The sequence below is a fragment of the Pseudoalteromonas sp. BZA4 genome, from assembly GCF_040104395.1.
In the GTDB taxonomy this organism is placed as follows: domain Bacteria; phylum Pseudomonadota; class Gammaproteobacteria; order Enterobacterales; family Alteromonadaceae; genus Pseudoalteromonas.
In genome coordinates this window covers 18,977-45,731 of record NZ_JBECOT010000034.1, presented here as the reverse complement: position 1 = coordinate 45,731, position 26,755 = coordinate 18,977, and the positions used below count along the sequence as shown (strand labels likewise).

Annotated in this window: 19 protein-coding genes, 5 tRNA genes and 3 pseudogenes; 20 read left to right on the top strand and 7 right to left on the bottom strand. The window is 41.3% G+C overall.

The genetic code is table 11. From position 1 onward, the window contains the following. Positions 1–122 (top strand): annotated as a pseudogene (locus ABMY41_RS14225) (ISAs1 family transposase); the annotation flags it as partial. 88 nt (positions 123–210) lie between these two features. Here ABMY41_RS14225 and ABMY41_RS14220 read toward each other — a convergent pair. After that, complete coding sequence (locus tag ABMY41_RS14220) at positions 211–810, bottom strand: Yip1 family protein (RefSeq protein ID WP_058586311.1); 600 nt, start codon at positions 808–810, stop codon at positions 211–213. Positions 811–1,039: 229 nt separating this feature from the next. Here ABMY41_RS14220 and miaE (ABMY41_RS14215) point away from each other — a divergent pair. The 7 genes and pseudogenes from miaE (ABMY41_RS14215) to ABMY41_RS14185 all read left to right on the top strand — a co-directional run. Further along, positions 1,040–1,171 (top strand): annotated as a pseudogene (gene miaE / locus ABMY41_RS14215) (tRNA isopentenyl-2-thiomethyl-A-37 hydroxylase MiaE); the annotation flags it as partial. A gap of 109 nt (positions 1,172–1,280) precedes the next feature. Continuing rightward, entirely contained in the window at positions 1,281–2,051 is a 771-nt protein-coding gene (gene miaE / locus ABMY41_RS14210; protein WP_349275143.1) for a tRNA isopentenyl-2-thiomethyl-A-37 hydroxylase MiaE, read from the top strand. Between the two features lie 12 nt (positions 2,052–2,063). After that, positions 2,064–3,356, top strand: a complete 1,293-nt coding sequence (locus ABMY41_RS14205) for a hypothetical protein (protein WP_349275142.1) — start codon at positions 2,064–2,066, stop codon at positions 3,354–3,356. Between the two features lie 961 nt (positions 3,357–4,317). After that, positions 4,318–5,460, top strand: coding sequence for an SIR2 family protein (locus ABMY41_RS14200; RefSeq protein ID WP_349275140.1), 1,143 nt, complete (start codon positions 4,318–4,320; stop codon positions 5,458–5,460). 1 nt (position 5,461) lies between these two features. Then, entirely contained in the window at positions 5,462–7,204 is a 1,743-nt protein-coding gene (locus ABMY41_RS14195) for an ATP-binding protein (RefSeq protein ID WP_349275138.1), read from the top strand. A 149-nt stretch (positions 7,205–7,353) separates the two neighbouring features. Further along, positions 7,354–9,099 (top strand): hypothetical protein, encoded by a 1,746-nt coding sequence (locus ABMY41_RS14190; protein ID WP_349275136.1) that lies wholly within the window; start codon positions 7,354–7,356, stop codon positions 9,097–9,099. A 131-nt stretch (positions 9,100–9,230) separates the two neighbouring features. Further along, entirely contained in the window at positions 9,231–9,695 is a 465-nt protein-coding gene (locus ABMY41_RS14185) for a hypothetical protein (protein ID WP_349275134.1), read from the top strand. A 600-nt stretch (positions 9,696–10,295) separates the two neighbouring features. Here the strand turns inward: ABMY41_RS14185 and ABMY41_RS14180 are convergent. Together ABMY41_RS14180 and ABMY41_RS14175 are read right to left on the bottom strand one after the other, a co-directional pair. Continuing rightward, positions 10,296–10,925, bottom strand: a complete 630-nt coding sequence (locus ABMY41_RS14180; protein WP_349275132.1) for a recombinase family protein — start codon at positions 10,923–10,925, stop codon at positions 10,296–10,298. 133 nt (positions 10,926–11,058) lie between these two features. After that, positions 11,059–12,807, bottom strand: coding sequence for a recombinase zinc beta ribbon domain-containing protein (locus ABMY41_RS14175; protein WP_349275130.1), 1,749 nt, complete (start codon positions 12,805–12,807; stop codon positions 11,059–11,061). A 64-nt stretch (positions 12,808–12,871) separates the two neighbouring features. Here ABMY41_RS14175 and miaE (ABMY41_RS14170) point away from each other — a divergent pair. Further along, positions 12,872–13,504: pseudogene (gene miaE / locus ABMY41_RS14170) on the top strand (tRNA isopentenyl-2-thiomethyl-A-37 hydroxylase MiaE); the annotation flags it as partial. Between the two features lie 133 nt (positions 13,505–13,637). On the opposite strand, the gene ABMY41_RS14165 reads toward miaE (ABMY41_RS14170), so the two are convergent. Genes ABMY41_RS14165 through ABMY41_RS14155 form a run of 3 tightly spaced genes read right to left on the bottom strand, consistent with a single transcriptional unit; the run spans position 13,638 to position 15,766 of the window. Further along, complete coding sequence (locus ABMY41_RS14165) at positions 13,638–14,435, bottom strand: transporter substrate-binding domain-containing protein (RefSeq protein WP_349275128.1); 798 nt, start codon at positions 14,433–14,435, stop codon at positions 13,638–13,640. 50 nt (positions 14,436–14,485) lie between these two features. Further along, positions 14,486–15,220 (bottom strand): UDP-2,3-diacylglucosamine diphosphatase, encoded by a 735-nt coding sequence (locus ABMY41_RS14160; protein WP_349275127.1) that lies wholly within the window; start codon positions 15,218–15,220, stop codon positions 14,486–14,488. Between the two features lie 54 nt (positions 15,221–15,274). Then, positions 15,275–15,766, bottom strand: coding sequence for a peptidylprolyl isomerase (locus tag ABMY41_RS14155; RefSeq protein WP_054562080.1), 492 nt, complete (start codon positions 15,764–15,766; stop codon positions 15,275–15,277). A 178-nt stretch (positions 15,767–15,944) separates the two neighbouring features. Here ABMY41_RS14155 and cysS point away from each other — a divergent pair, with 178 nt between their 5' ends. Both cysS and ABMY41_RS14145 read left to right on the top strand, forming a co-directional pair. Further along, complete coding sequence (gene cysS / locus ABMY41_RS14150) at positions 15,945–17,324, top strand: cysteine--tRNA ligase (protein WP_349275125.1); 1,380 nt, start codon at positions 15,945–15,947, stop codon at positions 17,322–17,324. 136 nt (positions 17,325–17,460) lie between these two features. Then, positions 17,461–18,345, top strand: a complete 885-nt coding sequence (locus ABMY41_RS14145; protein ID WP_349275123.1) for an EamA family transporter — start codon at positions 17,461–17,463, stop codon at positions 18,343–18,345. A 51-nt stretch (positions 18,346–18,396) separates the two neighbouring features. Here the strand turns inward: ABMY41_RS14145 and folD are convergent, their stop codons facing one another. Then, positions 18,397–19,251, bottom strand: coding sequence for a bifunctional methylenetetrahydrofolate dehydrogenase/methenyltetrahydrofolate cyclohydrolase FolD (folD, locus tag ABMY41_RS14140; RefSeq protein ID WP_054553151.1), 855 nt, complete (start codon positions 19,249–19,251; stop codon positions 18,397–18,399). Positions 19,252–19,592: 341 nt separating this feature from the next. Here folD and ABMY41_RS14135 point away from each other — a divergent pair. The 9 genes from ABMY41_RS14135 (at position 19,593) to lon (ending at position 26,580) form a co-directional block, all read left to right on the top strand. Further along, positions 19,593–19,669, top strand: a tRNA-Pro gene (locus ABMY41_RS14135). Positions 19,670–19,719: 50 nt separating this feature from the next. Then, a tRNA-Arg gene (locus ABMY41_RS14130) sits at positions 19,720–19,796 on the top strand. 23 nt (positions 19,797–19,819) lie between these two features. Beyond that, positions 19,820–19,895, top strand: a tRNA-His gene (locus ABMY41_RS14125). Between the two features lie 16 nt (positions 19,896–19,911). Further along, positions 19,912–19,988: transfer RNA gene (locus ABMY41_RS14120), tRNA-Pro, on the top strand. A 40-nt stretch (positions 19,989–20,028) separates the two neighbouring features. After that, positions 20,029–20,105 (top strand) — tRNA-Pro (locus tag ABMY41_RS14115). 356 nt (positions 20,106–20,461) lie between these two features. Beyond that, positions 20,462–21,766, top strand: coding sequence for a trigger factor (gene tig / locus ABMY41_RS14110; protein ID WP_054553149.1), 1,305 nt, complete (start codon positions 20,462–20,464; stop codon positions 21,764–21,766). 273 nt (positions 21,767–22,039) lie between these two features. After that, positions 22,040–22,657 carry an ATP-dependent Clp endopeptidase proteolytic subunit ClpP gene (gene clpP, locus ABMY41_RS14105; RefSeq protein WP_054562075.1) on the top strand — a complete coding sequence of 206 codons (618 nt, stop codon included), beginning with the start codon at positions 22,040–22,042 and terminating at the stop codon, positions 22,655–22,657. Between the two features lie 135 nt (positions 22,658–22,792). Continuing rightward, positions 22,793–24,076 (top strand): ATP-dependent protease ATP-binding subunit ClpX, encoded by a 1,284-nt coding sequence (gene clpX / locus ABMY41_RS14100; RefSeq protein WP_054562074.1) that lies wholly within the window; start codon positions 22,793–22,795, stop codon positions 24,074–24,076. Positions 24,077–24,219: 143 nt separating this feature from the next. Next, positions 24,220–26,580 carry an endopeptidase La gene (gene lon / locus ABMY41_RS14095; RefSeq protein ID WP_349275119.1) on the top strand — a complete coding sequence of 787 codons (2,361 nt, stop codon included), beginning with the start codon at positions 24,220–24,222 and terminating at the stop codon, positions 26,578–26,580. Positions 26,581–26,755 lie beyond the last annotated feature (175 nt).

Here is a 26,755-nt window from a genome sequence, read left to right as displayed (position 1 = left end):
CCATGGCGCTTTTTAAACAAGATACATCTAAGTCAGCTAGTATGGCGAGGAAAAAGAAAATGGCAGGGCTAGACGATGATTACCGCTCAACCCTGTTAGAGTCTGGGATTAAAATGCGCTAGCCGTGGCTTTAACAAGGCGTAATAACCAAAAATAAAAAAAGCGGCTAGGCCGCTTTTTTGCTTTACGAAAGAATGAATAATAATGAAACTAGGTAAACATAGGGTGGACAATTCCGTTAGTCCACAAGATAGCTGTCGCAGCTAAAATAATTACCAGTAAGATCAGCCCACACGTGACCACCGAACTGGCATAGATAAAACCTCGCTCTTCAGGTATGTGCATTAAAATTGGCACCCCTGTGTAGAGTAAGTAAACTGAGTAGGCTAGTGCTACAAGGCCTACGCACACCACAAACCACAGTTCAGGTAAAAATGCCGCAAATGAAGACATAAATACTGGCGTTGCTGTATAAGCTGCAAGCTCTAGGGTTTGTGTAAAGGTGGGTTTTGCACCAAAGGTCACTGCCATCCAATGAGCTAAGTATGCCAGTGCAAAAACGCCCGCAATTAGTGCAAAGTACATCGCAACCGCGATAAGTAATGCACTATCATGGGTTAAGTATACGGCCTCACCTGCGCCAATACTCCAGCCCAAATAAACAGATGAATAGTAGCCCATTATTGAAGGAATACAGGCGATTAATAAAATATGCGATAAGCTATAGCGCAAGCTTTCGTGACGGTTATCAATTGTCTGCCATTCTTCGAGTGGGTGAGCGTATAAGCCCCATAAGTGGTTTAGAATCATAATCATTGCCCCTGTAAAAAAGGAATATGAGCTGTTTATTTTTGTACAGCTTTGATTAAGTTATGGTTCAGTAATTAAATCTTGTCAAGAAGCTGAAATAATCGAAATAGTCGATTAAATGTAACTCTTTAGTGCATATAGAAAATTACTTTGCACTGATGTGGGTCATGGAATGCGGGCTAATTTATGTGATAAAATCGAATTAAGATTTTTGATGAGAAGTTATTCAGTGCCTTATTCTGATTTGTTAGCACCCATTCATTCTTTTTTAAACTGCGAAACGCCTGATGAGTGGATTGCTGCGGCAACCAAAAAAGAAAACTTAGATGTGGTTTTAATCGACCATCTTATCTGTGAGCTAATGACTTGGTTGTGCACATTGCTAAATCATTGTACAACGATTTTATCTATGAGTTGTGACAATGGTGCATCATTCCTTAGCTCAAAATTTACAGGTTTGGGGGTGTAACGTGGACGAATTGTTGAAACCTATATATACGTTTTTAAAATGTGAAACACCTGATGAGTGGATAACCGAGGCAACAAAACGAGAAAGCTTAACTGTATTGCTAACGGACCACTTAGTGTGTGAGTTGAAAGCAGCTCAGTCCGCAATGTTCTTAATCAGAAAGTACGCTGTTGATAAAGCTAGTGGTGATGCTCTACTTGAATGGTTAAAGCCATTCGAAACACTCATTTACAAGCGTGAGGGAAGTTGGCGTGAGCTGGCTGACAAGAATAAACTAACCAAGTCGATGATTCCAAAGTCAAATACCCCATATGGACAAGACCTTATCGATAAAATGGTTATACTCATTAAAGAAGAGCTACACCACTTTTATCAAGTGCTTGAGATTATGGACGAGTATGGCATCGAGTACGAAAGTATCACGCCATGTCGCTATGCAAAGGGTATGTTGCGGAATGTGAAAACTTACGAGCCAGATGCCTTAGTAGATAAGCTCATTGTTGGTGCGTACATTGAAGCGCGCTCATGTGAGCGGTTTGCCAAACTAGCACCACATGTTGATAAGCGTTTAGGTGATTTTTATATCTCATTACTTCGCTCAGAGGCTCGTCACTACCAAGACTACTTAAAGCTGGCACAAGAAATTAGCGAGTTTGATATTTCTGAGCGAGTCGAACTTTTTGGTATCGTTGAAGCAGAGCTAATTGCTACACCTGATGATGACTTTAAGTTTCACAGTGGCTTGCCAGTTTCTGTTGCTAGTAAGTGCTAGGTAGCAGCTGAAATGACGCTTAACGATACCCTAGAACTCGATAGAGCTATAAAACTTACTAGCTCTTGGTCACTTCGAGGTGAGAAGGGAACTAATAGGTTTACGAACCGAGTAAGCTATAAAAATATAGCAGCAGTAGAGGAGTTACTCGAATTACTAAAAAGTGACTTTCATAATCAAAATAAAAAGTTTCATAAGAGTGTATACCGTGAGTACCTGTGTATCATTCTGGCACACTTGCTTTTTGCTAGGGAGTACGAGTGTAGGGTAAGGTACTCTCGTTCAACCAGTCATTGCTCCGGCGATATAAATTCAGTAATTGTAATAAAGGTGTTGGAGTTCCTCGGTACACTTTCTCTAGTTAAGCAGCATATAGCTGCTCCAGTTGAAGGAAATCCTGAGCAGTCTACTTTTTGGCCAACAGAAAAGTTCACTAGTTATTCTACTGATAAGTTAGAGTGGCAAAGCATTGCATTTGTGGATGACTTCATCTGCTTGAGAGGTGAAAAAGTTCAAGACGAGTTACCCCTGCCTGAACCCGCAAAGCACTTGTATAGCAGAGTTAGCAAGGTTAACTCTTTTTTGCAAAACACAAGGATCCTTCAAGATAATAAAAAGCTAAAAGTTGTGCTGAGACGGGTATTTAAGTACTCACTTGAACTTGGCGGTAGGTTTTACACTCGAGGTGGGTTTCCTTACCAAACCATTAAAAAAGAGCATCGAAAATTAATAACGATTGATGGTTATCCTACCAAGGAAGTTGACTTCAAAGCGATGCACCTAAACATGCTATATGCTTGGGCAGGAATCAAGCTAGATCAAGATCCTTATGTAATAGAGGGACTAGAGCGAGATGTTGTTAAGGCGCTTGTATTACGCTTTGTAAACTCTGAGAACTTGGGTGGTTTTAAGTCTGCCGTTACTAAAAGCTCAAGTCCAGATTTTAAACAAAGAATGGGCTGTCCAATTGAAAGAGCTAAGATACATCCAGATTCCAGAAAAAGCTTCATAGAGGGTCTTCCTGATGGCATAACAGGGGAGGAAGCACACGGCTATCTAGCATCGGCTTATGCTGATATTAGCGAGTATATAGCCCAAGAGAACATTGGGTTAAGACTTCAAAACACAGACAGTAGAATCATGGATGTAATTCTGGTTGAATTGTGCGAAAGAGGTATAGTTGCACTGCCTATACATGACTCAGTCATAGTCAAAGAAAATGACGTCTCAACAGTAATGGAAGTCATGAAAAAATCTTATAAGGACATCATGGGTGGTTATGAGATTGATGTGTCAGTTTCGTAGTTGTAATAAGCTGCGGCGCAGGTAGTTATTTAATTGAGCAGTTGTATATGGTTGGGATGGTCGTACTGTTATTCTAATAATTTGTCTTTATCATTAGAGATGTTGTTGTGTTAATTACTGATAACAAAGGGTAACACTCCCACGACAGAGTCGGGGGAGTACGTGTTAGGCGTAAGCCTAACACGTCCTAGCGGCTGCCATATGGTCTATGGCTTTCAATGTTGTTCTGGTCTTACCGTGTTTGTAAGTAGTCTTATATAGCCTGTTTCTTATAGAGTTTGTTATACACAATGCTGTTATGTGTTCATTGTTGTGTGCGCATTGATTGTCTTAATAGATCAAATTAAAGGGGGGTAGTCGATATGTATTTAGTGCTACCCCTAGTACATATCACCTGACAATAAGGCTGTTGACGTTGTTGCACCTTGGAATTCCCTGCGCTGTAATTCTTTTCGAGCTTAGCTTCCACAGTGAAAGCCACTGGGTAGTATGGTAGCCTTTGGTTTTTGGCAGTGATTCCTATGTTTCCCTTGAAACAAAAGGTTTTTTTACTACGGTCTGGGATAAGGCTTGAGTTGTCGGTACGAAAAATTAGCATCCTGCGGCGCAAGGGTTTTGAAAGCACTTTCACATCCTGCCAGTAATTTTAGACTGCTAGGAATAAGTTGGTACATCTTACTCATTTTATTTTTGTCTTAAATTTCAAATCGTTATGTTTTTTCGGTCGTGTGCAATTGTCGTTGTTGGTTGTTAACATTACGAAGCGCTTATTATGTTAACTAAGTTGAGAGCTTTGGGCATTACTTAAACAATTGAAGACAAGCTAATGATTTGTGTGTATAAAATAGTAGTATGTTTAGTTCTTATACTTGAGAGGTGCCTCTCTTAGACAGAGTATAGAGAGCTATGAAATTTTAGTGACATCAATTCATGCTTAAACAGCAAACTCTATGGAGGGAGTATGGCATTCGATACCAAAATTTTTAAACAAAAAGATTTTAGAGAAGCCATAGACAAGTTGGAAGACTTACTATCACACTCAAAAGCTGTTTTGCTGGGGGCTGGGGCAAGTTTCTGTGCTGGCCTCCCATTAACCAACCAGCTTACAGAAAAAGCCCTAAAAAGTGCACAGCTATCAGATGACTCTAAGCAAATTTTAGCTGCCATACAAAAAAATTTTGAAGGGGCAGAACCAACACCACACATAGAAGACTTCCTAAGTGAGCTGGTTGATTGGCTCGCTATTACAGCTCGTCGGGTTAATCGCAATGTTATAGCTAGTAAGGTGAAAATTGGTGGTATTGAGTATGATCATGAACAATTGCTAAAAGCTATAACTGAGATCAAACTTGCGATTTTTGAACTCATTAATATCACTGTGAACTCAGCATTTCATGAGCGCTTTGTTAAAGCTTTACACCGACCTATGAGGCCGGGTAAAAGCAGCATGCCTTCTACTATTGATTATCTAGTGATGAACTACGATACGTTAATTGAAGATTCTCTAGCACTCTCACAGTTAAGATATGCTGATGGAATAGAAGGTGGTGTATCAGGGTGGTGGAACCCTGATACATTCGGACAAGATAATTTAGATGCAAGAGTTTTTAAGTTACATGGTTCGATTAATTGGGCTGAACATACGACTTCATCTACACCGTTACGTATCGCTTCTCATCTCAAACGTAGCCAAGATCTAACATCAAAGATTATGATTTGGCCTGCTTCTACTAAATATCGTGAAACTCAACTAGACCCATACGCAAATTTAATGCATAGAGCGAGAACGGTTTTAAACCCTAAGGGTGGTAGTCAACGTGTGCTACTTATTAATGGGTACAGCTTTGGTGATGCGCATATTAACTTAGAGATTGAACGAGGTTTGAAGGCTTCTAATGGCAACTTGACCATAATAGCATTTACCAATGAAGCAGAGCCTTCTGGAATACTGAAATCTTGGTATGAAGATAGCTCGATAAATGAGCAGGTGGTGATTTTTGCAGATAAAGGTTTTTATCACGCTGAACAGAATATAACCACAGATGATAGTATCGAATGGTGGAAATTCGAGAACCTGACTCAGATTCTTGAGGGGGATATTTAATATGGACAACAAATATACAAAGCCCATCGAGAATTTAGCGATTGGTAAAATTATCGAAGTAGATGGTTCGCGAATTATTGCTGAACTGGACCCATCAATTTCTGACCTCTCTAGAGTATTTGCTGGTGAAAACTACCCTATAGGGCAGTTTGGCTCTGTTATAAAAATCCACTTTGCCCGCCGCTCTATTTATGGTTTGGTGAGTCGGTTACGTATGAAAGCTGACTACCAGTTAGAAAAAGGCTTACCTGTGGCCTCTTCCGATGAGCGTATCATTGAAGCTGACTTATTTGGAGAGGGAGAATGGTGTAGAAAGGAAGGTGGTGAGTTTTCTCTTGAATTCGAGCGTGGTGTGGCTACATACCCACTACCTCAGCAAACTATTTATTTGACACCTAAATCAGAGCTCAGGTTCATTTATGGTGACGCCAAAGGGGCTGTTATTCAGCTTGGTGAGCATGTAGGTTCAGGGGGGGCACCTTGCTACGCTGAGCTAAATGAGCTATTAGGTAAACATACCGCTATTCTTGGTTCCACAGGCTCTGGTAAGTCTGGCACCGTTGCAGCGGTAATTCACAGTATCTTAGAGCGCGGACAGATAGCTAATCATAAACATTGGCACCCGCAAATTATTCTGCTTGATCCTCATAATGAGTATGGTAAGGCTTTCCCTAAGCATCAGCGCTTATCTACTGATGAAGGTTCACTGAGGCTGCCTTATTGGTTACTTGATCTTGAAGAGTCACTCAGTTTGTTTATTGGCAGGACTGAGTTTGCTGCCACATCACAGTCAAATATTGTTAAAAATGCTTTAATTACTGTACGTGAGCAGGCAGCAGAAAAGTTAGGACTTGCCAAGGAACAATTAACAGTAGACTCACCGATCCCTTATGTTATCGGCGATAGTAGTGGGTTAGATCATTTAGGTATGAAAGACGGGGAGCCTTATACTCAAGGGCTTATAGGGGCTATTAATGAACAAAGGCCACAAGGCAAAGATAAAAAAGCTCATGAAGATTACAGTAAAGTTATTCGCAAGATTGACTCATTACTAAAAGATGGTCGTCTGAAATTTATGATGGAAAGCTGGGATGGAGAAGGGGACCCTCTTCCTTCAATAGTTAGTCAATTTCTGACACAAAAATCAACGACTCAGATAGTTGATCTTTCTGGAGTACCTAATGAAGTTGCAGGTGTAGCCAGCGCAGCGATAGCGCGAATTATTTTTCAACTTAAAGTCTGGCAGACGGAAGATGAACGTAAAAGTAGTCCTGTGCTATTAGTTTGTGAAGAAGCCCATCGATACGTACCTAATCGTGGAGAAGCCCAGTATCAGGCAGCTCAGTCCGCAATTCGGCGCATTGCAAAGGAAGGACGGAAATACGGTGTTGGCTTATTGTTGGTCTCGCAGAGACCAAGTGAAGTTGAAGCAACAGTGCTTTCACAATGCAACTCATGGATAGTGCTAAGAATTACCAATGATGCTGACCGAGAACACGTTCGAAGTGTGTTACCTGACTCTATGTCTGGTTTAACTAAAATGTTATCAGGTTTAAGGCGTCAGGAAGCGATTTTTGTCGGTCAAGCAGCAAGCCTACCCACCAGAGTTATGATTCGCAGCCTCTCTGATGAGCAACTTCCTCGTTCTAACGATGTGAACTTCGATAAGGGTTGGCAAAAGGAAGCGATAAATCTCGAGCAAATTAATGATGTAGTTACTAAATGGCGATATCAGACTAAGTGATTACATTGAGTATAGACTTTACCTAATAATTAAGTTGTAAGTTAGTGCGTGAAATTTATTTGCTAAAAGTACTAAAATTGGCAGATGAGCAGTTCATACTTACTAGTGATTATTAATTGCAACTTTTACATATAAGGGGCTACTTTAAGGTGGATCAAGATTGGATACTTCTAAAGAAGGAGAGCCGTCGTTCTTACTCTAAATCGACGTGGGTACCTCTGAGGGCATCTATTAATGAAGAAAACGGAAACGTTAAAAACTCAGGTTATAGCAGTGAGTTTTTTGGATGTGGGTCTGTCGCATTCCCACCAGAAAACCGAGGGGTTGCTGAAAAATTGAGCTGGACAGATATTGGGCTTAGCCGACCAATAGCTCCCTACGCGTATGAAGATGGTTATTATGCGACGATATTCGATTATCAGTATAGTGATAAAGAGCCGATAGGTGTTCACTTAGTCTTAGAGATGCCTCAACCTGTCGTTGGAGTAAGGCTATGGATATTAAATCCAGACCTTATTGCTGCCTTGCGACTCATAAAAGAAGGCTTGTCTTGGGTTCGGCCTGAGGAAAATTTTGAAGAGGTTGCACGTGAAGTACTAAATGAGGATGGTGAGCAGTGTCTCATCGAAATCAAAAAAGAATACCTTATAGATTATTTGGCAGCGAGAAACTTGGCTTTGCGACTATCTTACTATCGTCAAAGAGTTGAGAATGTCACCTCTCTCGAAACTAGCTCTTATAAAGGTTTACAAGACCACGAAGAGGAAAGGGATAGCGGGCGATTTTCACTTTTAATTCGGGATATAAACACCGTTTTTGGTGGAAGTTGGGCGATGTTGCGTACTTGGCGGACTGATGTTGACGAAGACGAAGATGCTCCTGTGATAGGACCGCAAACAGAAGACAATACGGATTTCGAAAGCTCCGAAGGGTACAATAGTGGTTATGAAGGTACAAGAGTTGAGGGAGAGTTTTGGCGGGATGAGTGGATTGACCATAAAGGCACTAGCACCCGAGTAAGGGGGGATGTAGATGATAACCTGCCACACTTTATAGTTGAAACAGATGGAACCCGCTTACCATCTACTTCACTAAGTAGCGAAGACATAGGTCGGTGGCTTTGGTTTCGCTCTTCTATTATTAATGAGCTCCTTGGGCTACGAGGCTTCTCTTTCCAATGGTATACTGCTGAAACTGGCTGCATTAGAACTACTTCCGAATATTCGATTCATTTTGGTATTAACTCTTCTGATTTGATAACTATATATGCTTGCGACATTGCTCGCCTACCAGCATGGGAACAACGTATTTGGGCGGCGCACAATGTCGTGCCAGATGGGAAAGTATCTAGTGAGTTGTTAGACTCTCAAGTGAAAGCTCAGCCTGCGGTAACCCATGCAGTGGAAGAGCTTCTTTTAGATGTCATGACGATGCTAGAAAGAGATTTTAGTGAGGCGTTTGGCATTACTATTTTTACTCATGATGTAAGCCGCTCTGAGGCAATGAAAAGCATATCTCGATTTGCAAGTAAAGATCAGCCTTCTCTTCTGCGATTGGCTAAAGAGCTCATTCGTGTCTTTTCCGATAGATTGGATGTGCGCGAGCTTCGCAAGCTTTCAACACACCCGAAAAAGAAGGATCTAGCTTCAAATAAGCTCCTTGAGGATTTGCTAGCTCAAAAAGTAGGTCAAGAGAGAGCTCGTGAAGTTTTTGGTCCAATTGTAGGTGCTTATGATATGCGAATAGGTGATGCGCACCCAACTAGCTCAAAGATTGGCGACGCATTAAGACTAGCAGGGGTTGATGAAAGCAAAACTTTTCTAAGGCAAGGTGAACAGTTAATATCTAATTTTGGTGAGTCAATTTGGCGGGTTAGCAAGTTATTGTTCGAATAGTTGCAGACGCAGCATTTCGTGATGTGGGTAAAGAACTTACTTTCATCAAAATTTACCAATGTGTGGTATTAACGTCTATATAGGTTGTGATTGGAATGGTACGCAGCGATTTAATAAATGAAGTCCTATATATGGCTGAAAGTATTACTGAGAACTTCAAGTCAGTAGAGGGAAGCTGTTTGTATATGAGCTCATTGCTATTTTCAATGATTAATGAACACCTCCCTGTAGAGGCCTTTCTTGTGACTGGAAGTCTATCAGTTGGTGGGTATAAGGTTTTTACTCATAGCCCAATCAAACCACAGTTAACCCAAAAGTCAGGTGTGATTGGGCAATGGAATGGTCATGCTTGGGTCGAAGTGGAAGATATTATTTTTGATTTGTCTATATTTCGAACAGTCTTTGCACCTTCAACTTCCGACCATATTCAGAGAACTTTTGAAGACAGATTTAATCGTGACACGGCTTACTTAGTAGGGCAAAAAAGTAAGTTAATCGAAATGGGCATAGAATATAGGCCTTTGGAGCAACTGTTTGAAGATGATGCAACTATATTCATACAAAGCTCCGAGAAAATGAAGTTAATAAGAATTTAGCACTTCTAGGCGGTCGTCGCTTTTTCGAGTTCGAGCAAGTAGCTTATTAAATCTGTTGTACAACGATTGGGGATTAATATTCGATCACGCACTTGAGCTAATCTTAGTGAGGTCACCACCTTTTTTGTTCGAGCAGGTAGCTTATTAAAGCTGTTGCCCAATGGTTGGGCTGTTAATATTCGATCACGCACTTGAGGAACACTTTAGTTAAGTGATGTCACCACTTTTCTTGTGCACGAGCACGTTGCTTATTAAATCTGCTGTACAACGGTTGTGCTCTTAATATTCGATCACGCACTTGAGGAACGCTTTAGTTAAGTGGGGTCACCACTTTTTGTGCACGAGCACGTTGCTTATTAAATCTGTTGTACAACGGTTGGGTTGTTAATATTCGATCACGCACTTGAGGAACCCGTTAGTGAAGTGAGGTTATCACTTCTTAGTGTTCGAGTCCGTAGCTTATCAAAGCTGTTGTGCAATGATTGGGCTGTCAATATTCGATCACGCACTGAGCTAATCTTAGTGAAGCCAGCACTTTTTTGTGTTCGAGCACGTAGCTTATTAAATCTGTTGTACAACGATTAGGTTGTTAATATTCGATCACGCACATACTTGTTTAGCTGATTGAATTTCCTTCTTTACCCGGTAGACAGTAGCAACGCTACAGTCTGCAAGTTTAGCTATTTCTTCCGCTCCAAGGTTCTTCTCAATGTACCGCGTGACCTTTTCTCTAATAGCGTAGTTCTTACTCCGTCCGCCGATCTGCTTACCCTGAGCTTTAGCATTGGCCAAGCCTTGCTTAATTCTTTCACGGCGCTTATCGTTGTCTTGGCGAGCCATGGTTGCCATAAGATCAAGTAGCATATTGTTGACTATCTTTAAGATATTACTTGTGAGGTCATCATCACTTATCAATGTGTGAGTTGTTGGTAGATCAGCTACTATAAGCCGTAGACCCTTCTTGTTAATGATTGCTTTTAGCTGGTACCACTCATCTAGAGGTAGGCGGGAAAGGCGGTCGACGCTCTCGACAAGAAGTACCTCATCGGCATTCGATTCAGTGAGCAGCATACCTAGTTTTGGCCGCTTTAAGCTAGTACCAGTGTAGTTTTCAACGTATTTCCCTACTATCGTTATGTTTTTGCTTTTGCAAAAAGCTGTAAGCTCTTGTTCTGCGCGATAGGCATCTTGTTCTTTAGTGCTTGCTCTCATGTAGATTCTGGCGTTCATATTCCCTCACTTCTCATTAGCCTATGGCTTTATTAACCCTATTGAGAAACTCTCAATAGACATCATAATTAATGGCTACTGAGAGTTTATTTTTCAAAGCTTCACGATCTTTGTAATTCTCGTTTAGGTATAGTCAATTGAGGCCATGACGTGATTTTGTTTTTTCATGTTCGTCATCTATTTCCTGTATCTTTTTGTCGAAGTTAGTTAGGAAGTCGTCTTGGCTCTCATCTACTTGCTGGTCAATCCCTTTGAAGCTCTCGGGTGGCAATTTTTTACGAAGGTTTTGGAGCTCAACTGCTTGCTTCCAGTAAGCTATGTCTTCATCTGTCATCTTGGTAAGTGGGAAGAGCAGGTTCTCTTCGCTATAGTATTCACTCGAAATTTTTAATTGTGGCAATGGATAGTTATCACACTTAACGACGTACTTTTTAATTTTCTTGTCAAAACCTTGGTACTCGAAGTTCTGCTCCTCATTAAAGTAAAGTCGGCTGCCGTCCAGAAATGCGAACAACTGTAGTCTGTGCATGGCTATATTAAAGCGCTTAGGTTCTTTTAATAGATCGATCAAGTCTGGCAGTATTAACCCCGCACTTTCAACTCGACTCTCTTGACTCAGAGTTTGTAGTTGATTTTGAGTGTCTTCAATTTCATCCTCTATAGCTAGCGTGTATTTAATGGCGTGGCGTGCAGCATTTTTGTTCCCAGCTTCTTGCTCTTCTTCAATGACGGCTTGGTAGTTTTCCAGTTTAGACTTTAGCTTGGTGAGCTGTCTATTAAGGAAGCTCTCTTGTTGCAGTCTCTCTTTGTTGAGCTCAGACTTAGTAAGCCGTTCAAGTATCGTTCGGCGAGAGTACTCGAAGTAGAAATAATGGGCTACCACTAGAGGAAAGGTACCTGTGGTTGTACACTCAGGGCTTCTCTTGCCTATCCTTTGGGTGTTACTGCACCTTAGCAATGGGAGAGAGTAGCTTTGCTTCTGCTTGTTGTAGCTTCGTTGAATACTCATGCCACAGCCACACCCTTTGCATCGGATCAAGCCACTTAGTGGCCAAACGCTATCTGGTTTGACATTTTTGTTTTTACGATTTTCTCGAATGTCTTGTGCTAGGTAGTATGTATCTTCATCAATAGCGGCTTCATAAACTTTGTTGCCCCGCCACATGCCAATGGCCGACTCTTTGGAAATCCAGTCCATAACCGTACTGGCATTGGTCTTTTCAAGAAATGAAGCGTCTGGGTACTTGTCTTTGATAAAGTTTAATATGTTTCGCTGACCTTGCCCTGCAAGGTATAAAGCGAAGATATCGGTGATGATAGGTTTGTACTGATTACAGTTTCCTTCACGATCAAGCCAAAACGGTCGTCGCATTTTTGGCGTAATACCTTTTTTAGCGTTTTCTTCACGTCTAACATAACTTCCTTTGACCTTTCTTGAGCGATATTCAGAGTCTTCGAATGCAGCTTTAATTTCGACTATTAACTCGATTCTACCAACGAGGTCATTAACGGCATCAGGGGTGTATATTTTGTCTTTCTTTGTAATCGCAATAGATACCCCATTATTCCAGATCTTCTTTAATAGACCTTCGGCTTCTTCAATGTCCTGTCGTGTTAAGCGGCTAAAGTGTTCAATTAATACTATAGAATTTGGTTCAATAAGCCCCGCTTCAAGACGAGCTATAAACTCACCAAGTGCCCCTGTAGACACATTTTTACCCGTATATGCGGAGATACCTTCATCAATAATAGTTTCTGCAAGCTCGCAGTCAGGGTGCCTATTCAGCCAACCTTTAAGTTGTTCAGACTGCCTATGTAAGGAGCTGTTTCCTTTTTGTGAATCTGAGCTAAACCGCTGGTAGGCATACACTTTGCGTTTCATAATTTTGTATTTTTTACGTTATTTTTAGCGGATATTAATCAATGTGCACAGGTGGGTCAATAGTGAATTAAAAGCAGCTCAGTCTGCCATGTTTTTAATTCGTAAGTATGCAGTTGATAAAGAAAGTAGCGATGCGTTGCTTGAGTGGTTAAAACCATTTGAAACACTTATTTATAAGCGTGAAGGGGATTGGCGTGAGCTTGCAGATAAAAACAAGCTGACTAAATCAATGATCCCAAAATCGAATTCACCTTATGGGCAAGACCTTATCGATAAAATGGTGATGCTCATCAAAGAAGAGTTACATCACTTTTATCAAGTTCTTGAGATCATGGATGAATACGGTATTGAATATAAAAGTATTACCCCATGTCGTTATGCCAAAGGGATGCTGCGCCATGTAAAAACTTACGAGCCAGATGCCTTGGTAGATAAGTTAATTATAGGTGCTTACATCGAAGCACGTTCATGTGAGCGCTTTGCTAAATTAGCCCCACATGTTGATAAACGCTTAGGTGATTTTTATATCTCACTACTGCGCTCTGAAGCGCGTCATTACCAAGATTATTTAACTCTTGCGCAAGAAATCAGTGAGTTTGATATCACTGAGCGTGTTGAGTTTTTTGGTCAACTTGAAGCTGAGCTTATTTCAACCCCAGATGAAGACTTTAAATTTCACAGCGGTGTGCCTGCATAATATATTAAATCAGAGCGCCTGTTTGGCGCTCTACTGCTTAACGGAAAAATCCAGCTAGTTGCAAGCGAAGACTTACCTGATGGCATAGCAACCCAGTTTAAGATTACCTTGCCACGTTTGAAAAAGAACAAAATTAGTTAGCATAGGTTTTTTCATATAGTTGCGTAATGTGACTAATTTCTTTTTCATTCAGTTTATAATGCTTCAGTATCTCTATAAGCTTGCCTGACGCCGTAATCGCTTTAAGACCTAAAGATAAACTTTGCTGAAAAAGCTCAGCCTGAGGGTGATTTTTATCAGTAATCACATGTAAGTGTTGAGTAGCAAGATAGGGGGTAACTATTTCTAATTCTGTTTGCTTTGCTTGCTGTAAGCGCTCGCTATTATCGAGCCAATACAAGGCAACCTCTTTTGTGCCTGCAACTAAATCAACACGACCATGCTTTAATAGCAACAAGCTCTCAATCAAGCTACCTGTGGTCGTCATGCTAAGGTTTGGGTGGTGCTCAAATTGCTCACTTACCACATAGTCTTCACCTTTACTGATTGTATATGGCTTTAATGAATACAAAGAGCCAGTGTAAGTTATTTTGCTATCAACACGTTTGAATAACACGGTATGTGCGGTTGCTAATGAAGGTGAATATGTAAAATATCTCGCTCTTTGCTTTGTATAAAAAGCACCTAGCACTGCGACACGTTTATGGCGCTTGGCAAGCTTTAGCGCGCGAGCCCAATGTGTGTATTCAATAGTGGCTTGATGTTTTTGTGTTTTCAGTGCTGCGATGATGACTTCGTGCAGCCAGCCTGGCTTATTTGGCTCATCAATAAAATAAGGAGGAAACGGCTCTGTGACCAATTGCCAAGTTTGGCAATTGATTGAAAAGCTAATTAGTAAACAACAACATAAAAGGCTTAACCGACTCATCATAGATAATGCATTTTTTGACAATACTGGTTAAAGCATAGTTAAAAAATTGGTTATTTAAAGGGCGTGTGGACTAGTTTTTGTTGCTCTGGAGTAGCTCTTAAGTATGAACCTTGCTCATACCAGTCACCCAGTACAGTGCGGGTTAGTGTTTTTCCATTTTGCTTATAGTGATGCACATTAGGACGGTGAGTATGACCGTGGATCATATTAGTAACCTGATGCTTTTCAAACATGGCTAACACCGCATCTTCGGTCACATCTAAAATCTCTAATGCTTTGCCAGCTTGGCTTTGTTTTGATTTTTCGCGGGCGTTGCGGGCAATTTTTTTACGATACCAAAGCGGCATAGCAAGCATTAATTTTGGCCACCACCAACCACGACTTTTTTTACGAAACTTTTGATATTCAATATCTTGAGTGCACATTTCATCACCGTGCAAGATAACTGTTGGAGTACCGTATAAATCAATAACAACTTGTTCAGGTAGTAAAGTCATACTTGCGCTTTTTGCATAGTCTTCTCGCATAATGAAATCGCGATTACCATGAATAAAAAACACCTCAGTACCACTTTCACTGACTTGGGTTAAACGTGCGGCAACACTCTTTGAAAGGTCAGTTTGATAGTCATCACCTACCCATACTTCAAAAAAGTCACCCAAAATATAAAGTGCATCAACGTCATCATTAATAATCTTGCTATCAAGAAAATCAAAAAATGCCGCAGTGATGTCTGGGCGGTTTTCTGTTAAATGGAGGTCGGCAATAAAATAACTTTGTTTCATGGTTACTCGCAAAAAAGCGGGCAAAGGCCCGCTTAAAAAGACTAAACGATTAAATTAGCTAACCGTTACTTTTTCGATGATTACATCTTCAAGAGGTACGTCTTGGTGGAAGCCAGCGCTGCCAGTAGCAACACCTTTGATTTTGTTTACCACGTCCATACCTTCAACAACTTCTGCGAACACGCAGTAGCCCCAGCCTTGTGATGTTTCACTGCTGAAGTTTAAGAAGTCATTGTCGTTAACGTTAATGAAGAACTGCGCAGTCGCTGAATGTGGATCCGGCGTACGTGCCATTGCTAATGTGCCCACTTTATTTGCAAGGCCATTGTTTGCTTCGTTTTCGATAGGGTTGTTTACTTCTTTTTGAACCATACCCGGCTCAAAACCACCGCCTTGTACCATAAAACCATCAATTACACGGTGAAAAATAGTACCGTTGTAAAAGCCAGCATTCGCATACTCTAAGAAGTTTTTAACTGTGTTTGGTGCATCGCTTTCGTGCATCTTGATAGTGATGTCACCAAAGTTTGTGTGTAGTACAACCATGAGGTTTCCTATATTCAGGTTTAATAATGGGGCTATTTTATAGTAGTTGCCTTTGATTAACAAAGAGCTTGTTTAAAACGATTAACAAAGTGCTTATTCAATTGATAAAGCGCTAGAGCAGCGGCTTTGCAAGTGTTACCATAGAGAATCTCGAAACACCGTTAAGGACATTTTATAAATGGTACAAATTTACAACACACTTACGCGACAAAAAGAGCAGTTTAAACCCCTTGTTGATGGCAAAATCGACATGTACGTGTGTGGTATCACCATTTATGATTACTGTCACATCGGTCATGCTCGTACTTTTGTTGGTTTTGACGTGATTGTTCGTTACCTACGCCACATCGGTTACGATTTAAAATACGTTCGTAACATCACAGATGTAGACGACAAAATCATTAAACGTGCTAACGAAAATGGTGAGTCAATTAATGATCTAACGACTCGTATGACCAAAGCTATGCATGAAGATTTCGACAGCTTAAATATGCTGCGTCCGGATGTTGAGCCAACAGTAACAAACCACATGGATGAAATAATCGCTATGGTTGAGCGTTTAATTGCCAAAGGCCATGCGTATGTTGCTGCAGACGGTGATGTATTGTTTGACGTATCAACCTTTGAGCAATACGGTGCTTTATCGCAACAAGACCTAACCATGCTACAAGCAGGTTCACGTGTTGAAGTTGCACAAGATAAGCAAGATCCACTTGATTTCGTACTATGGAAAAAAGCCAAGCCAGAAGAGCCGTCATGGTCTTCACCATGGGGTGAGGGTCGCCCTGGTTGGCATATTGAATGTTCAGCAATGAGTTCTAAGCACTTAGGTGAGCACTTTGATATTCACGGTGGTGGTTCAGATTTGCAGTTCCCGCACCATGAAAACGAAATTGCTCAGTCATGCTGTGCAAATAACGGCAAGTACGTTAATATGTGGATCCACACAGGTATGGTTCAGGTTAATAAAGAGAAGATGTCTAAGTCTTTAAACAACTTCTTTACCGTACGTGACGTACTAAAAGAGTATGATGCTGAATCAGTTCGTTATTTCTTAATTTCAGGTCACTACCGTAGCCAGCTTAACTATTCGCAAGAAAACCTTGAGCAAGCACGTTCGTCACTTGAACGTATTTACACTGCATTGCGTGGCGTAACGCCAATCGAGTGCGATTTAGCTAGCAATGAATATGTGGCTAAATTCAGAAAAGCGATGGATGATGACTTTAACACCCCTGAAGCACTACCAGTATTATTTGAATTAGCAAAAGAGCTAAACCGTGTTAAAGATAGCGATACAGAGCAAGCAGGTAAGCTAGCTTATGTACTACGCAGTGTTGCAGAGGTACTAGGCGTTGCACAACAAGACCCAGAAGCCTTTTTGCAAGGTGGCCAAGCTGACGACGAAGTAGCACATATCGAAGCGTTAATAGCAAAACGTAACGAAGCCCGCGCAAGTAAAGATTGGGCGGCAGCTGATGAAGCGCGCGATGCATTGAATGCGCTTGGTGTGGTACTTGAAGATTCAGCTGGTAAAACAACATGGCGTAAAGCCTAACTACTCATCGAATCATGATTCATTAAAAAAGGTTGCCAACGAGGCAACCTTTTTTGTTATTAATCAATATAGCTATTGACCTCAACTGTACTTGAGCTTTTACCTTGCCATCTCTTCGTATTAACAAGGACAGACATTGAATATTTTACTTGCCATGATCCCCGCCTTTTTATGGGGCACCACCTATGCAGTGACCAAATATGCCACACCTGATTGGCCGCCACTTTTATTAGGCGCATTGCGTGCATTACCTGCAGGGTTATTACTTTTATTGCTTAAACCTAGTTTGCCAACCCGTTCGCAGTGGCCAAGTTTGTTAACGCTAGGTGCTGTGAATATCGCGCTGTTTTTTGCCTTTATTTTTATCATGGCGGTAAACCTTCCTGCAGCTATAGCAGGGGTAGGGATGGTGTCTGTGCCGGTTGTGGCTTTGTTATATGCTTGGCTTACTAAAGGGCAGCGGCCTGCAAAAATTCAAGCATTCAGTGCTATGGCGCTGGTGGTATTGGCGTGGTTGTTGTTTGACCCAGCACACGTGTCATTAAATGTATTGGGAGTGGCTGCTTTATTTGGGGCCTTACTGACTATTGTGATTGGTAGCACCTTAGTACAGAGTTTGTCGGTGCATATTCATTGGTGGGTTGTGCTTACCTGGCAGTTAATCATTGGCGGCACTATTTTATTATTGGCTGCGTTTATTGATGGCAGTTTACTTCACCCAGAGCAATACCAAGTGATATTTAAGCCTATCTCAGCACTGCAATATTCTGCGCTATTTTGGTTAATCGTGCCCAATACCGCTATTGCTTATATTTTGTATGTTTGGTTATTAGGGCGCATGACTGTGGCTGAGTTTTCATTCGGCACTATTGCTAACCCAATCGCGGGAATCGTATGCGCTGTTTTACTCATAAACGAACAATATCAAGACTGGCAATACCTATTAATGTTTATGATGATTGTGTTTTCAGTGCTCCCCCAGATGCTAAAGCTTAGGCAGTTCAAACTACAGCGCTCTTAATACCAAAAAAAGGCTGCCCATTGGCAGCCTTTTGCAATAATTTAGCTCTTCTTAGCTGTGGTACTTTTCACAAGCTTCAAGAGTGTTTTCGATTAAGCTTGCCACAGTCATTGGGCCAACACCACCTGGTACTGGTGTAATGAAATGTGCTTTTTGTTCAGCGATATCGTATTCAACATCACCAACAAGCTTGCCAGATTCAAGGCGGTTAATGCCTACATCAATTACGATAGCACCTTCTTTAACCCAATCACCCGGAATGAACTCAGGTTTACCAACCGCAACAACTAATAAATCAGCGCGGCGAACATGCGTTTCTAAATCTTGAGTAAACTTATGACAAACCGTTGTTGTACAGCCTGCAAGTAAAAGCTCAAGTGACATAGGACGACCAACAATGTTTGATGCACCAACAACAACTGCGTGCATACCTTTATAGCGAACACCGGTAGAGTCGAGTAGGGTGATAATACCCTTCGGTGTACAAGGACGAAGTGCCGGCATACGCTGAGCTAAACGACCAATGTTATAAGGGTGGAAACCATCAACATCTTTATGTGGTGTGATGCGTTCAAGAATTTTTTCAGCATCAAGACCCTGAGGTAAAGGTAACTGTACTAGAATACCGTCTACTTCTTTGTCTTCGTTTAGTTGATCTATTAATGCAAGTAAATCTTGCTCAGTTGTGTCGCCAGGTAAATCGTAAGACTTAGATACAAAGCCGACTTCTTCACATGCTTTACGTTTAGAACCAACATACACTTGGCTAGCTGGATCTTGACCAACTAACACAACTGCTAGTCCTGGAGCGCGTAATCCATTCGCTACACGCTCTGCAACTCGCTCTGCTACATTGCTGCGTACTTGTTTAGCTATTGCCTTACCATCGATGATGTTTGCCGTCATGGGTGACCTTTAATTGGGGTTAGTTAACTTGATACTGATACATCTAAATATGATTATCCAATAAAGGGGGCGTGGATACACAAATCATGTTTGTTTGATCATATTTATTTATGTTGCGTATTTTCGCAGAAAAGCATCATAGCGCCAAGATGCAATCTTATATAAAGCGCTACTTTATAAAAAAGAGTTCAAATTTTAGCTTATATTTGCAATATTTAACCATTATGAACTAAAAGTGACCGATTGAATTATTTTCTTAAAAAAATGTTTGACCTGACTCGGTCAAATCACTATTATGCACCCCGTTGTTAACGAGGTCACTCGCAAACAACGGTAAGCATCGGCGATTAGCGCAGTTTGGTAGCGCACTTGGTTTGGGTCCAAGGGGTCGCAGGTTCAAATCCTGCATCGCCGACCACTTCTTCTTTAAGAAGCGGTGCTTACAGGCAAACTTATGAAGTTTTCGATGCGCCCGTAGCTCAGCTGGATAGAGCAACGCCCTTCTAAGGCGTTGGTCGAAGGTTCGAATCCTTCCGGGTGCGCCATTTGAAAATATGTAAATGCCGTGGTGATTGTAGCTCAGTTGGTAGAGCCCCGGATTGTGATTCCGGTTGTCGTGGGTTCGAGCCCCATCAGTCACCCCAATTTACTCTAAGATATCGGCGATTAGCGCAGTTTGGTAGCGCACTTGGTTTGGGTCCAAGGGGTCGCAGGTTCAAATCCTGCATCGCCGACCATTTCTTGAATGGTCTTTATTTTCAAAACTTCTCTCAGTATCGGCGATTAGCGCAGTTTGGTAGCGCACTTGGTTTGGGTCCAAGGGGTCGCAGGTTCAAATCCTGCATCGCCGACCACTTTTAAGCTTTAATTCCTCATTCAAAGCTTCTTAAATTCAGAATTCATCCTTTAAATCAGCTTAATTCTTCGATGTTGTTTTGTTGCGTTCGTTTTTTACGCATTTAAACGCTGATTGCTGCTATATACGCCAAATAATTGCCCCCCAGACTCGACTATCATAAATATTAGGTTATAATGCCGCGTCTATTGTTTAACATAGTGCCCATAGGGGCAAAGCAGCAATGGTATCTCATGGTTACAATGCGCCGTTTTAAGTTGAAATATTCAGCGTTAAAACTTGCTATCACTCATGGAGATCACCTTGTTTGTAAGGAAGGCGAACAGTCGCCAAAATTGAAGATTGAGGTAAATCATGCAAGTTTCTGTTGAGACGACTCAAGGCCTTGAGCGCCGTCTGACCATCACCGTTCCTGCAGAGAACGTTGAGACTGAAGTAAAAAAACGCTTACAACAACTGTCTAAAACCCAGCGTATCGATGGTTTCCGTCCTGGTAAAGTACCAGCGTCTATCATCAACAAGCGTTACGGTGCTGCAGTACGTCAAGAAGTTGCTGGCGAATTAATGCAACGCAACTACATCGAAGCAATCGTTTCTGAAAAAATTAACCCAGCTGGTTCACCTACTTTCGCTCCTAAAGCGTTAGAAGCTGGTAAAGATTTAGAATTCGATGCAACTTTCGAAGTTTACCCAGAAGTTGAAATTCAAGGTTTAGATAAAATCGCTGTTGAAAAACCAGCTGTATCTGTAACTGACGAAGACCTAGCTAACATGCTAGAAACTCTACGTAAGCAACACGCTTCTTGGGCTGAAGTTGACGCAGCTGCAGGCGAGAACGACCGTGTAACTATCGACTTCGTTGGTTCTATCGAAGGCGAAGAGTTCGAAGGCGGTAAAGCTGAAGACTTCCCACTAGAACTTGGTCAAGGTCGTATGATCCCAGGTTTCGAAGACAACATCGTTGGCAAAAAAGCGGGCGAAGAAGTTGTTGCTGAAGTAACTTTCCCTGAAGAGTACCACGCTGAAAACCTTAAAGGTAAAGCAGCTACTTTCGCAATCACTGTTAAGAAAGTTGAAACTCAAGAGCTTCCTGAGCTTAACGATGAGTTCGCAACTAAATTCGGTGTAGCTGAAGGCGGTGTTGACGCTCTTAAAGAAGAAGTTAAAAAGAACATGACACGTGAGCTTGACCAAGCAGTTAAAGCTAACGTTAAAGATCAAGCTATCAAAGGTCTTTTAGCTAACAACGAAATCGAAGTGCCAAAAGCGCTAGTAGATCAAGAAATTGATGCACTACGTCAGCAAGCTGCACAACGTTTCGGTGGCGACGCTAAAAACATGCCTGAGCTTCCAGCTGAATTATTCCACGAGCAAGCTGTAACTCGCGTTAAGACTGGCCTATTACTAGGTGAAGTAATTAAAGCGAACGAGCTTAAAGTTGACGACGCTAAAGTTGAAGAGTTAATCGCAACTGTAGCTTCTGCATACGAAGATCCAACTGAAGTAGTAGAGTACTACAAAGCAAACGATCAGCTTATGCAGCAAATGCGCAACGTAGCGATGGAAGAGCAAGCAGTTGAAGCTATCCTAGCTAAAGCAAACGTGACTGACGTTGAAAAAGCATTCGACGACATCATGAATCCACAGCAAGGTGCTTAATAAGTCATTGACTTAAGCTCTCGCTAGCGATTAAATGGCTCGTGTTACCCTGTATTTATACAGCGTACTCGGGCCATTTTAGTTTGTGGTATCAGTTTCAAAAAAACCAACAATACTGATGTTATTTCAGAACTTTTTTCGGCGAGGATTGAATTTGTTCTGATAAGTTCCTATATAGTTATAAAGATTGAATAGACAGCTTAACTTACATTAGTATAAATGTGCTTTCCTTATAGTAAGGATGAGTCGCAGCGGATAAGGAATTAAATAAGAATGAATAGCGGTATGATAGACCCTCTAAACGCACTAGTCCCTATGGTTGTTGAACAAACAGCTAAAGGTGAGCGCTCATATGATATTTACTCACGTCTTTTAAAAGAGCGCATTATTTTCTTAACTGGCCAAGTAGAAGATAACATGGCTAATTTGATTCTTGCGCAAATGCTGTTTTTAGAATCAGAAAACCCAGAAAAAGATATTTATCTTTATATTAATTCGCCAGGCGGTTCTGTGACTGCGGGTATGGCAATTTACGATACAATGAATTTTATCAAGCCTGATGTAAGCACTATTTGTGTTGGCCAAGCGGCAAGTATGGGTGCATTCTTACTATCAGGTGGCGCTAAAGGTAAGCGTTTTTGTTTACCTAACTCACGTGTAATGATCCACCAACCATTAGGTGGCTTCCAAGGTCAGGCATCTGACTTTGAGATCCATGCCCGTGAAATTTTATCAATTAAAGATAAGTTAAACCGTTTAATGGCTGAACATACTGGCCAGCCACTCGATGTGGTTTCTCGTGATACAGACCGTGATAACTTTATGACTGCTAGCGAAGCAGTTGAATACGGCCTAGTTGACTCAGTATTTTCAAGCCGCGATTCGAAGTAATCTGAATAGCTAATAATAACGTATTGTTAGCTATCACCCTTTACTATGCGAAAACTGATATTCTTTGATATAGTTAAACATAGTGAATTAGCAGTAGCCCAGTGCTACTGCCAACGTAATAAATGAGGTAGCTGAATGTCTGACACTCCTACAGACGGCGACAAAAGTAATAAATTGTTATACTGCTCTTTCTGCGGCAAAAGCCAGCACGAAGTTCGCAAACTAATTGCTGGGCCTTCAGTATATATTTGTGATGAATGTGTAGAGCTGTGTAACGATATTATCAGGGAAGAAATCAAAGACATTGCGCCGAAGCATAATGCGTCTGATAAACTGCCTGTGCCGAAAGAAATTCGTGATCATTTAGATGATTACGTGATTGGCCAAGACCACGCGAAAAAAGTGCTGTCGGTTGCGGTATACAATCACTACAAACGTTTACGCAATCAAACAATCAATGCAGATATTGAGCTTGGTAAGAGTAATATTCTATTAATCGGTCCTACAGGTAGTGGTAAAACATTACTTGCTGAAACAATGGCTCGTTTACTTGATGTACCATTCACGATGGCCGATGCAACGACACTAACTGAAGCAGGTTATGTAGGTGAAGACGTTGAAAACATTATTCAAAAGCTACTGCAAAAATGTGATTACGACGTAGAAAAAGCACAACGTGGTATTGTTTACATTGATGAAATCGACAAGATTTCTCGTAAGTCTGACAATCCATCGATCACCCGTGACGTATCGGGCGAAGGTGTACAACAAGCCTTACTTAAGCTAATTGAAGGTACGGTTGCATCTGTGCCACCACAAGGTGGCCGTAAACATCCACAGCAAGAGTTCTTGCAAGTTGATACATCTAAGATCCTATTTATCTGTGGCGGTGCGTTTGCTGGCCTAGATAAAGTGATTGAACAACGTAGCCATAAAAATACCGGTATTGGTTTTGGTGCTGAAGTTAAGCAATCATCAGGTAGCCGCAGCTTAAGTGAAACATTTAAAGATGTTGAACCAGAAGATTTAGTGAAATACGGTTTAATTCCTGAGTTCATCGGTCGTCTTCCGGTTGTTGCGACACTTACAGAGCTAGATGAAGCAGCGCTTATTCAAATTCTTAGCGAACCAAAAAATGCATTAACTAAACAGTTCTCTGCATTGTTTGCGATGGAAGATGTTGAGCTTGAGTTCCGTGAAGATGCGCTTAGCGCAATTGCTCATAAAGCAATGGAGCGTAAAACAGGTGCTCGTGGCTTACGTTCAATCGTTGAAGGCGTATTACTTGATACTATGTATGAATTACCTTCGATGGATGATGTTAGCAAAGTGGTTATTGATGAAACCGTTATTAAAGGTGAGTCAGACCCAATTTTGATTTACCAAAGCGGTAACCAAGACAAAGCTGCATCAGAATAAAGCTGTAATAGTTTAAAAGTTAAGCAGTTGAACACGAAAAAGGAGCCAAAGGCTCCTTTTTTTATAAATATGTTGAACTTTCCCTTACATATCCCCATATACTTGAGTAATCTTTAAAATAAATGAAGTGCGAAGAGAATATAATGACGCTTGAGAGAACAGATCGAGTCGAAATCCCCGTGTTGGCACTGCGCGATGTAGTGGTTTACCCACACATGGTGATCCCGCTATTTGTTGGTCGTGAAAAATCAATAAAATGCCTAGAAGCGGCGATGGACAAGGACAAACAAATTTTCCTAGTGGCGCAAAAAGACGCCTCTGTTGATGATCCGCAGCAAGATGATATCTACCGTGTTGGCACCATTGCCACAGTACTTCAGTTATTAAAGTTACCTGATGGCACCGTTAAAGTGCTTGTTGAAGGCACACAACGTGCGAGCGTTGAAACGTTTTTAGATAACGATGATTTCTTCGTGGCTGAAGCACAGTTCATCGAATCAGGCCATATCGACGAGCAAGAACAAGATATCTTTATTCGCAGCGCAATTAGCCAATTTGAAGGCTATGTAAAGCTTAATAAGAAGATCCCACCTGAAGTACTTACTTCTGTGTCTGGCATCGATGAAGCTGCACGCCTTGCTGATACCATGGCAGCACACATGCCGCTTAAGGTACCTGAAAAGCAAAAAGTACTTGAGATTGCCGATGTGACTGAGCGTCTTGAATACTTAATGGCACTGATGGAAGGCGAGATTGACTTACTGCAAGTTGAGAAAAAAATCCGTACCCGCGTGAAAAAGCAGATGGAAAAGTCGCAGCGTGAGTATTACCTCAACGAGCAAATGAAAGCGATTCAAAAAGAGCTTGGCGAACTTGATGATGTACCCGATGAATTCGAAGCAATTAAAAAGCGCATCGAAGAATCAGGTATGCCTAAAGAAGCGCAAGAGAAAGCAAACGCTGAGTTATCTAAATTAAAAATGATGTCGCCGATGTCGGCGGAAGCAACCGTCGTGCGCTCGTACATTGATACCTTAATCAATGTACCTTGGAAAAAACGCTCTAAGGTGAAAAAAGACTTAGCTGGCGCACAAAAGATTTTAGATAGTGACCATTACGGCTTAAATAAAGTTAAAGAGCGTATTATTGAGTATCTAGCGGTGCAGCAGCGCACTAATAAGCTTAAAGGCCCAATTTTATGCTTAGTTGGTCCTCCTGGTGTAGGTAAGACTTCACTTGGTCAGTCAATCGCACGCTCTACAGGTCGTAAATATGTGCGTATGGCATTAGGTGGCGTTCGTGATGAAGCGGAAATCCGCGGTCATCGCCGTACTTACATTGGTTCTATGCCTGGTAAGTTAATCCAGAATATGACTAAAGTTGGCGTAAAGAACCCATTATTCTTATTAGATGAAATCGATAAGATGTCATCAGATATGCGTGGCGACCCTGCATCAGCATTACTTGAAGTACTTGATCCTGAGCAAAACAGCCATTTTGCTGATCACTACTTAGAAGTTGATTACGACCTATCTGACGTGATGTTCGTGGCAACATCAAATAGCTTTAATATCCCAGGTCCGTTATTAGACCGTATGGAAGTGATTCGTTTATCGGGTTACACCGAAGACGAGAAGCTAAACATTGCTAAACAACACTTGATTCCAAAACAAGTTAAGCGCAATGGCTTAAAAGAGCATGAAGTTGAAATTGCTGACAGCGCAATTATTGGCATTATCCGCTACTACACACGTGAAGCGGGCGTTCGTAACTTAGAACGTGAAGTGTCAAAACTATGCCGTAAAGCAGTTAAAAACATCCTGCTTGATAAAGACACTAAAAAGGTCCTTATCGACGATAACAACCTTGAAGAGTTCTTAGGTGTACAACGCTTTGATTATGGTAAAGCAGAAGACGGTGACCGTATTGGCCAAGTAACGGGTCTTGCGTGGACTGAAGTAGGTGGTGATTTACTAACTATTGAATCTGCAGCTGTACCAGGTAAAGGCAAGCTAACTTACACAGGTTCGCTTGGTGATGTAATGCAAGAGTCAATTCAGGCAGCGATGACGGTTGTTCGTAATCGTGCTGAAAAACTTCGCATTAATAGCGATTTCTATGAGAAACGTGACATTCATGTTCACGTGCCAGAAGGTGCAACGCCAAAAGATGGTCCAAGTGCTGGTATTGCCATGGTAACTGGTTTGGTATCGAGCTTAACGGGTAACCCAGTGCGCTCAGATGTAGCAATGACAGGTGAAATCACATTGCGTGGTGAAGTATTACCAATTGGTGGCTTAAAAGAGAAGCTACTGGCAGCGCATCGTGGCGGAATTAAAACCGTTATTATTCCAAAAATTAACGAACGTGACTTAAAAGAGATCCCAGACAACGTATTAGAGGGCCTTGAAATTCACCCAGTTACATGGATTGATGACGTTTTAAAACTGGCTTTGAAGCATCCAGTTGAGAGTTTTTCTGTCGAAACTGAAAAAAACCAGTAAAAAACCGCAAAAAAGTGCATTTAGGGGCTTTTCAAATACAAAGGGTATGATAAGTTAAGCACTAGTTTTCAAGCCTAGGCCTTATGTGGCCTAGGGTTGAGAAAAATATAATAAACTGAGCATAAACTTAATTTGCTCATAAATTTTCAAAACAGTGATGTTATTTTTTATAAAA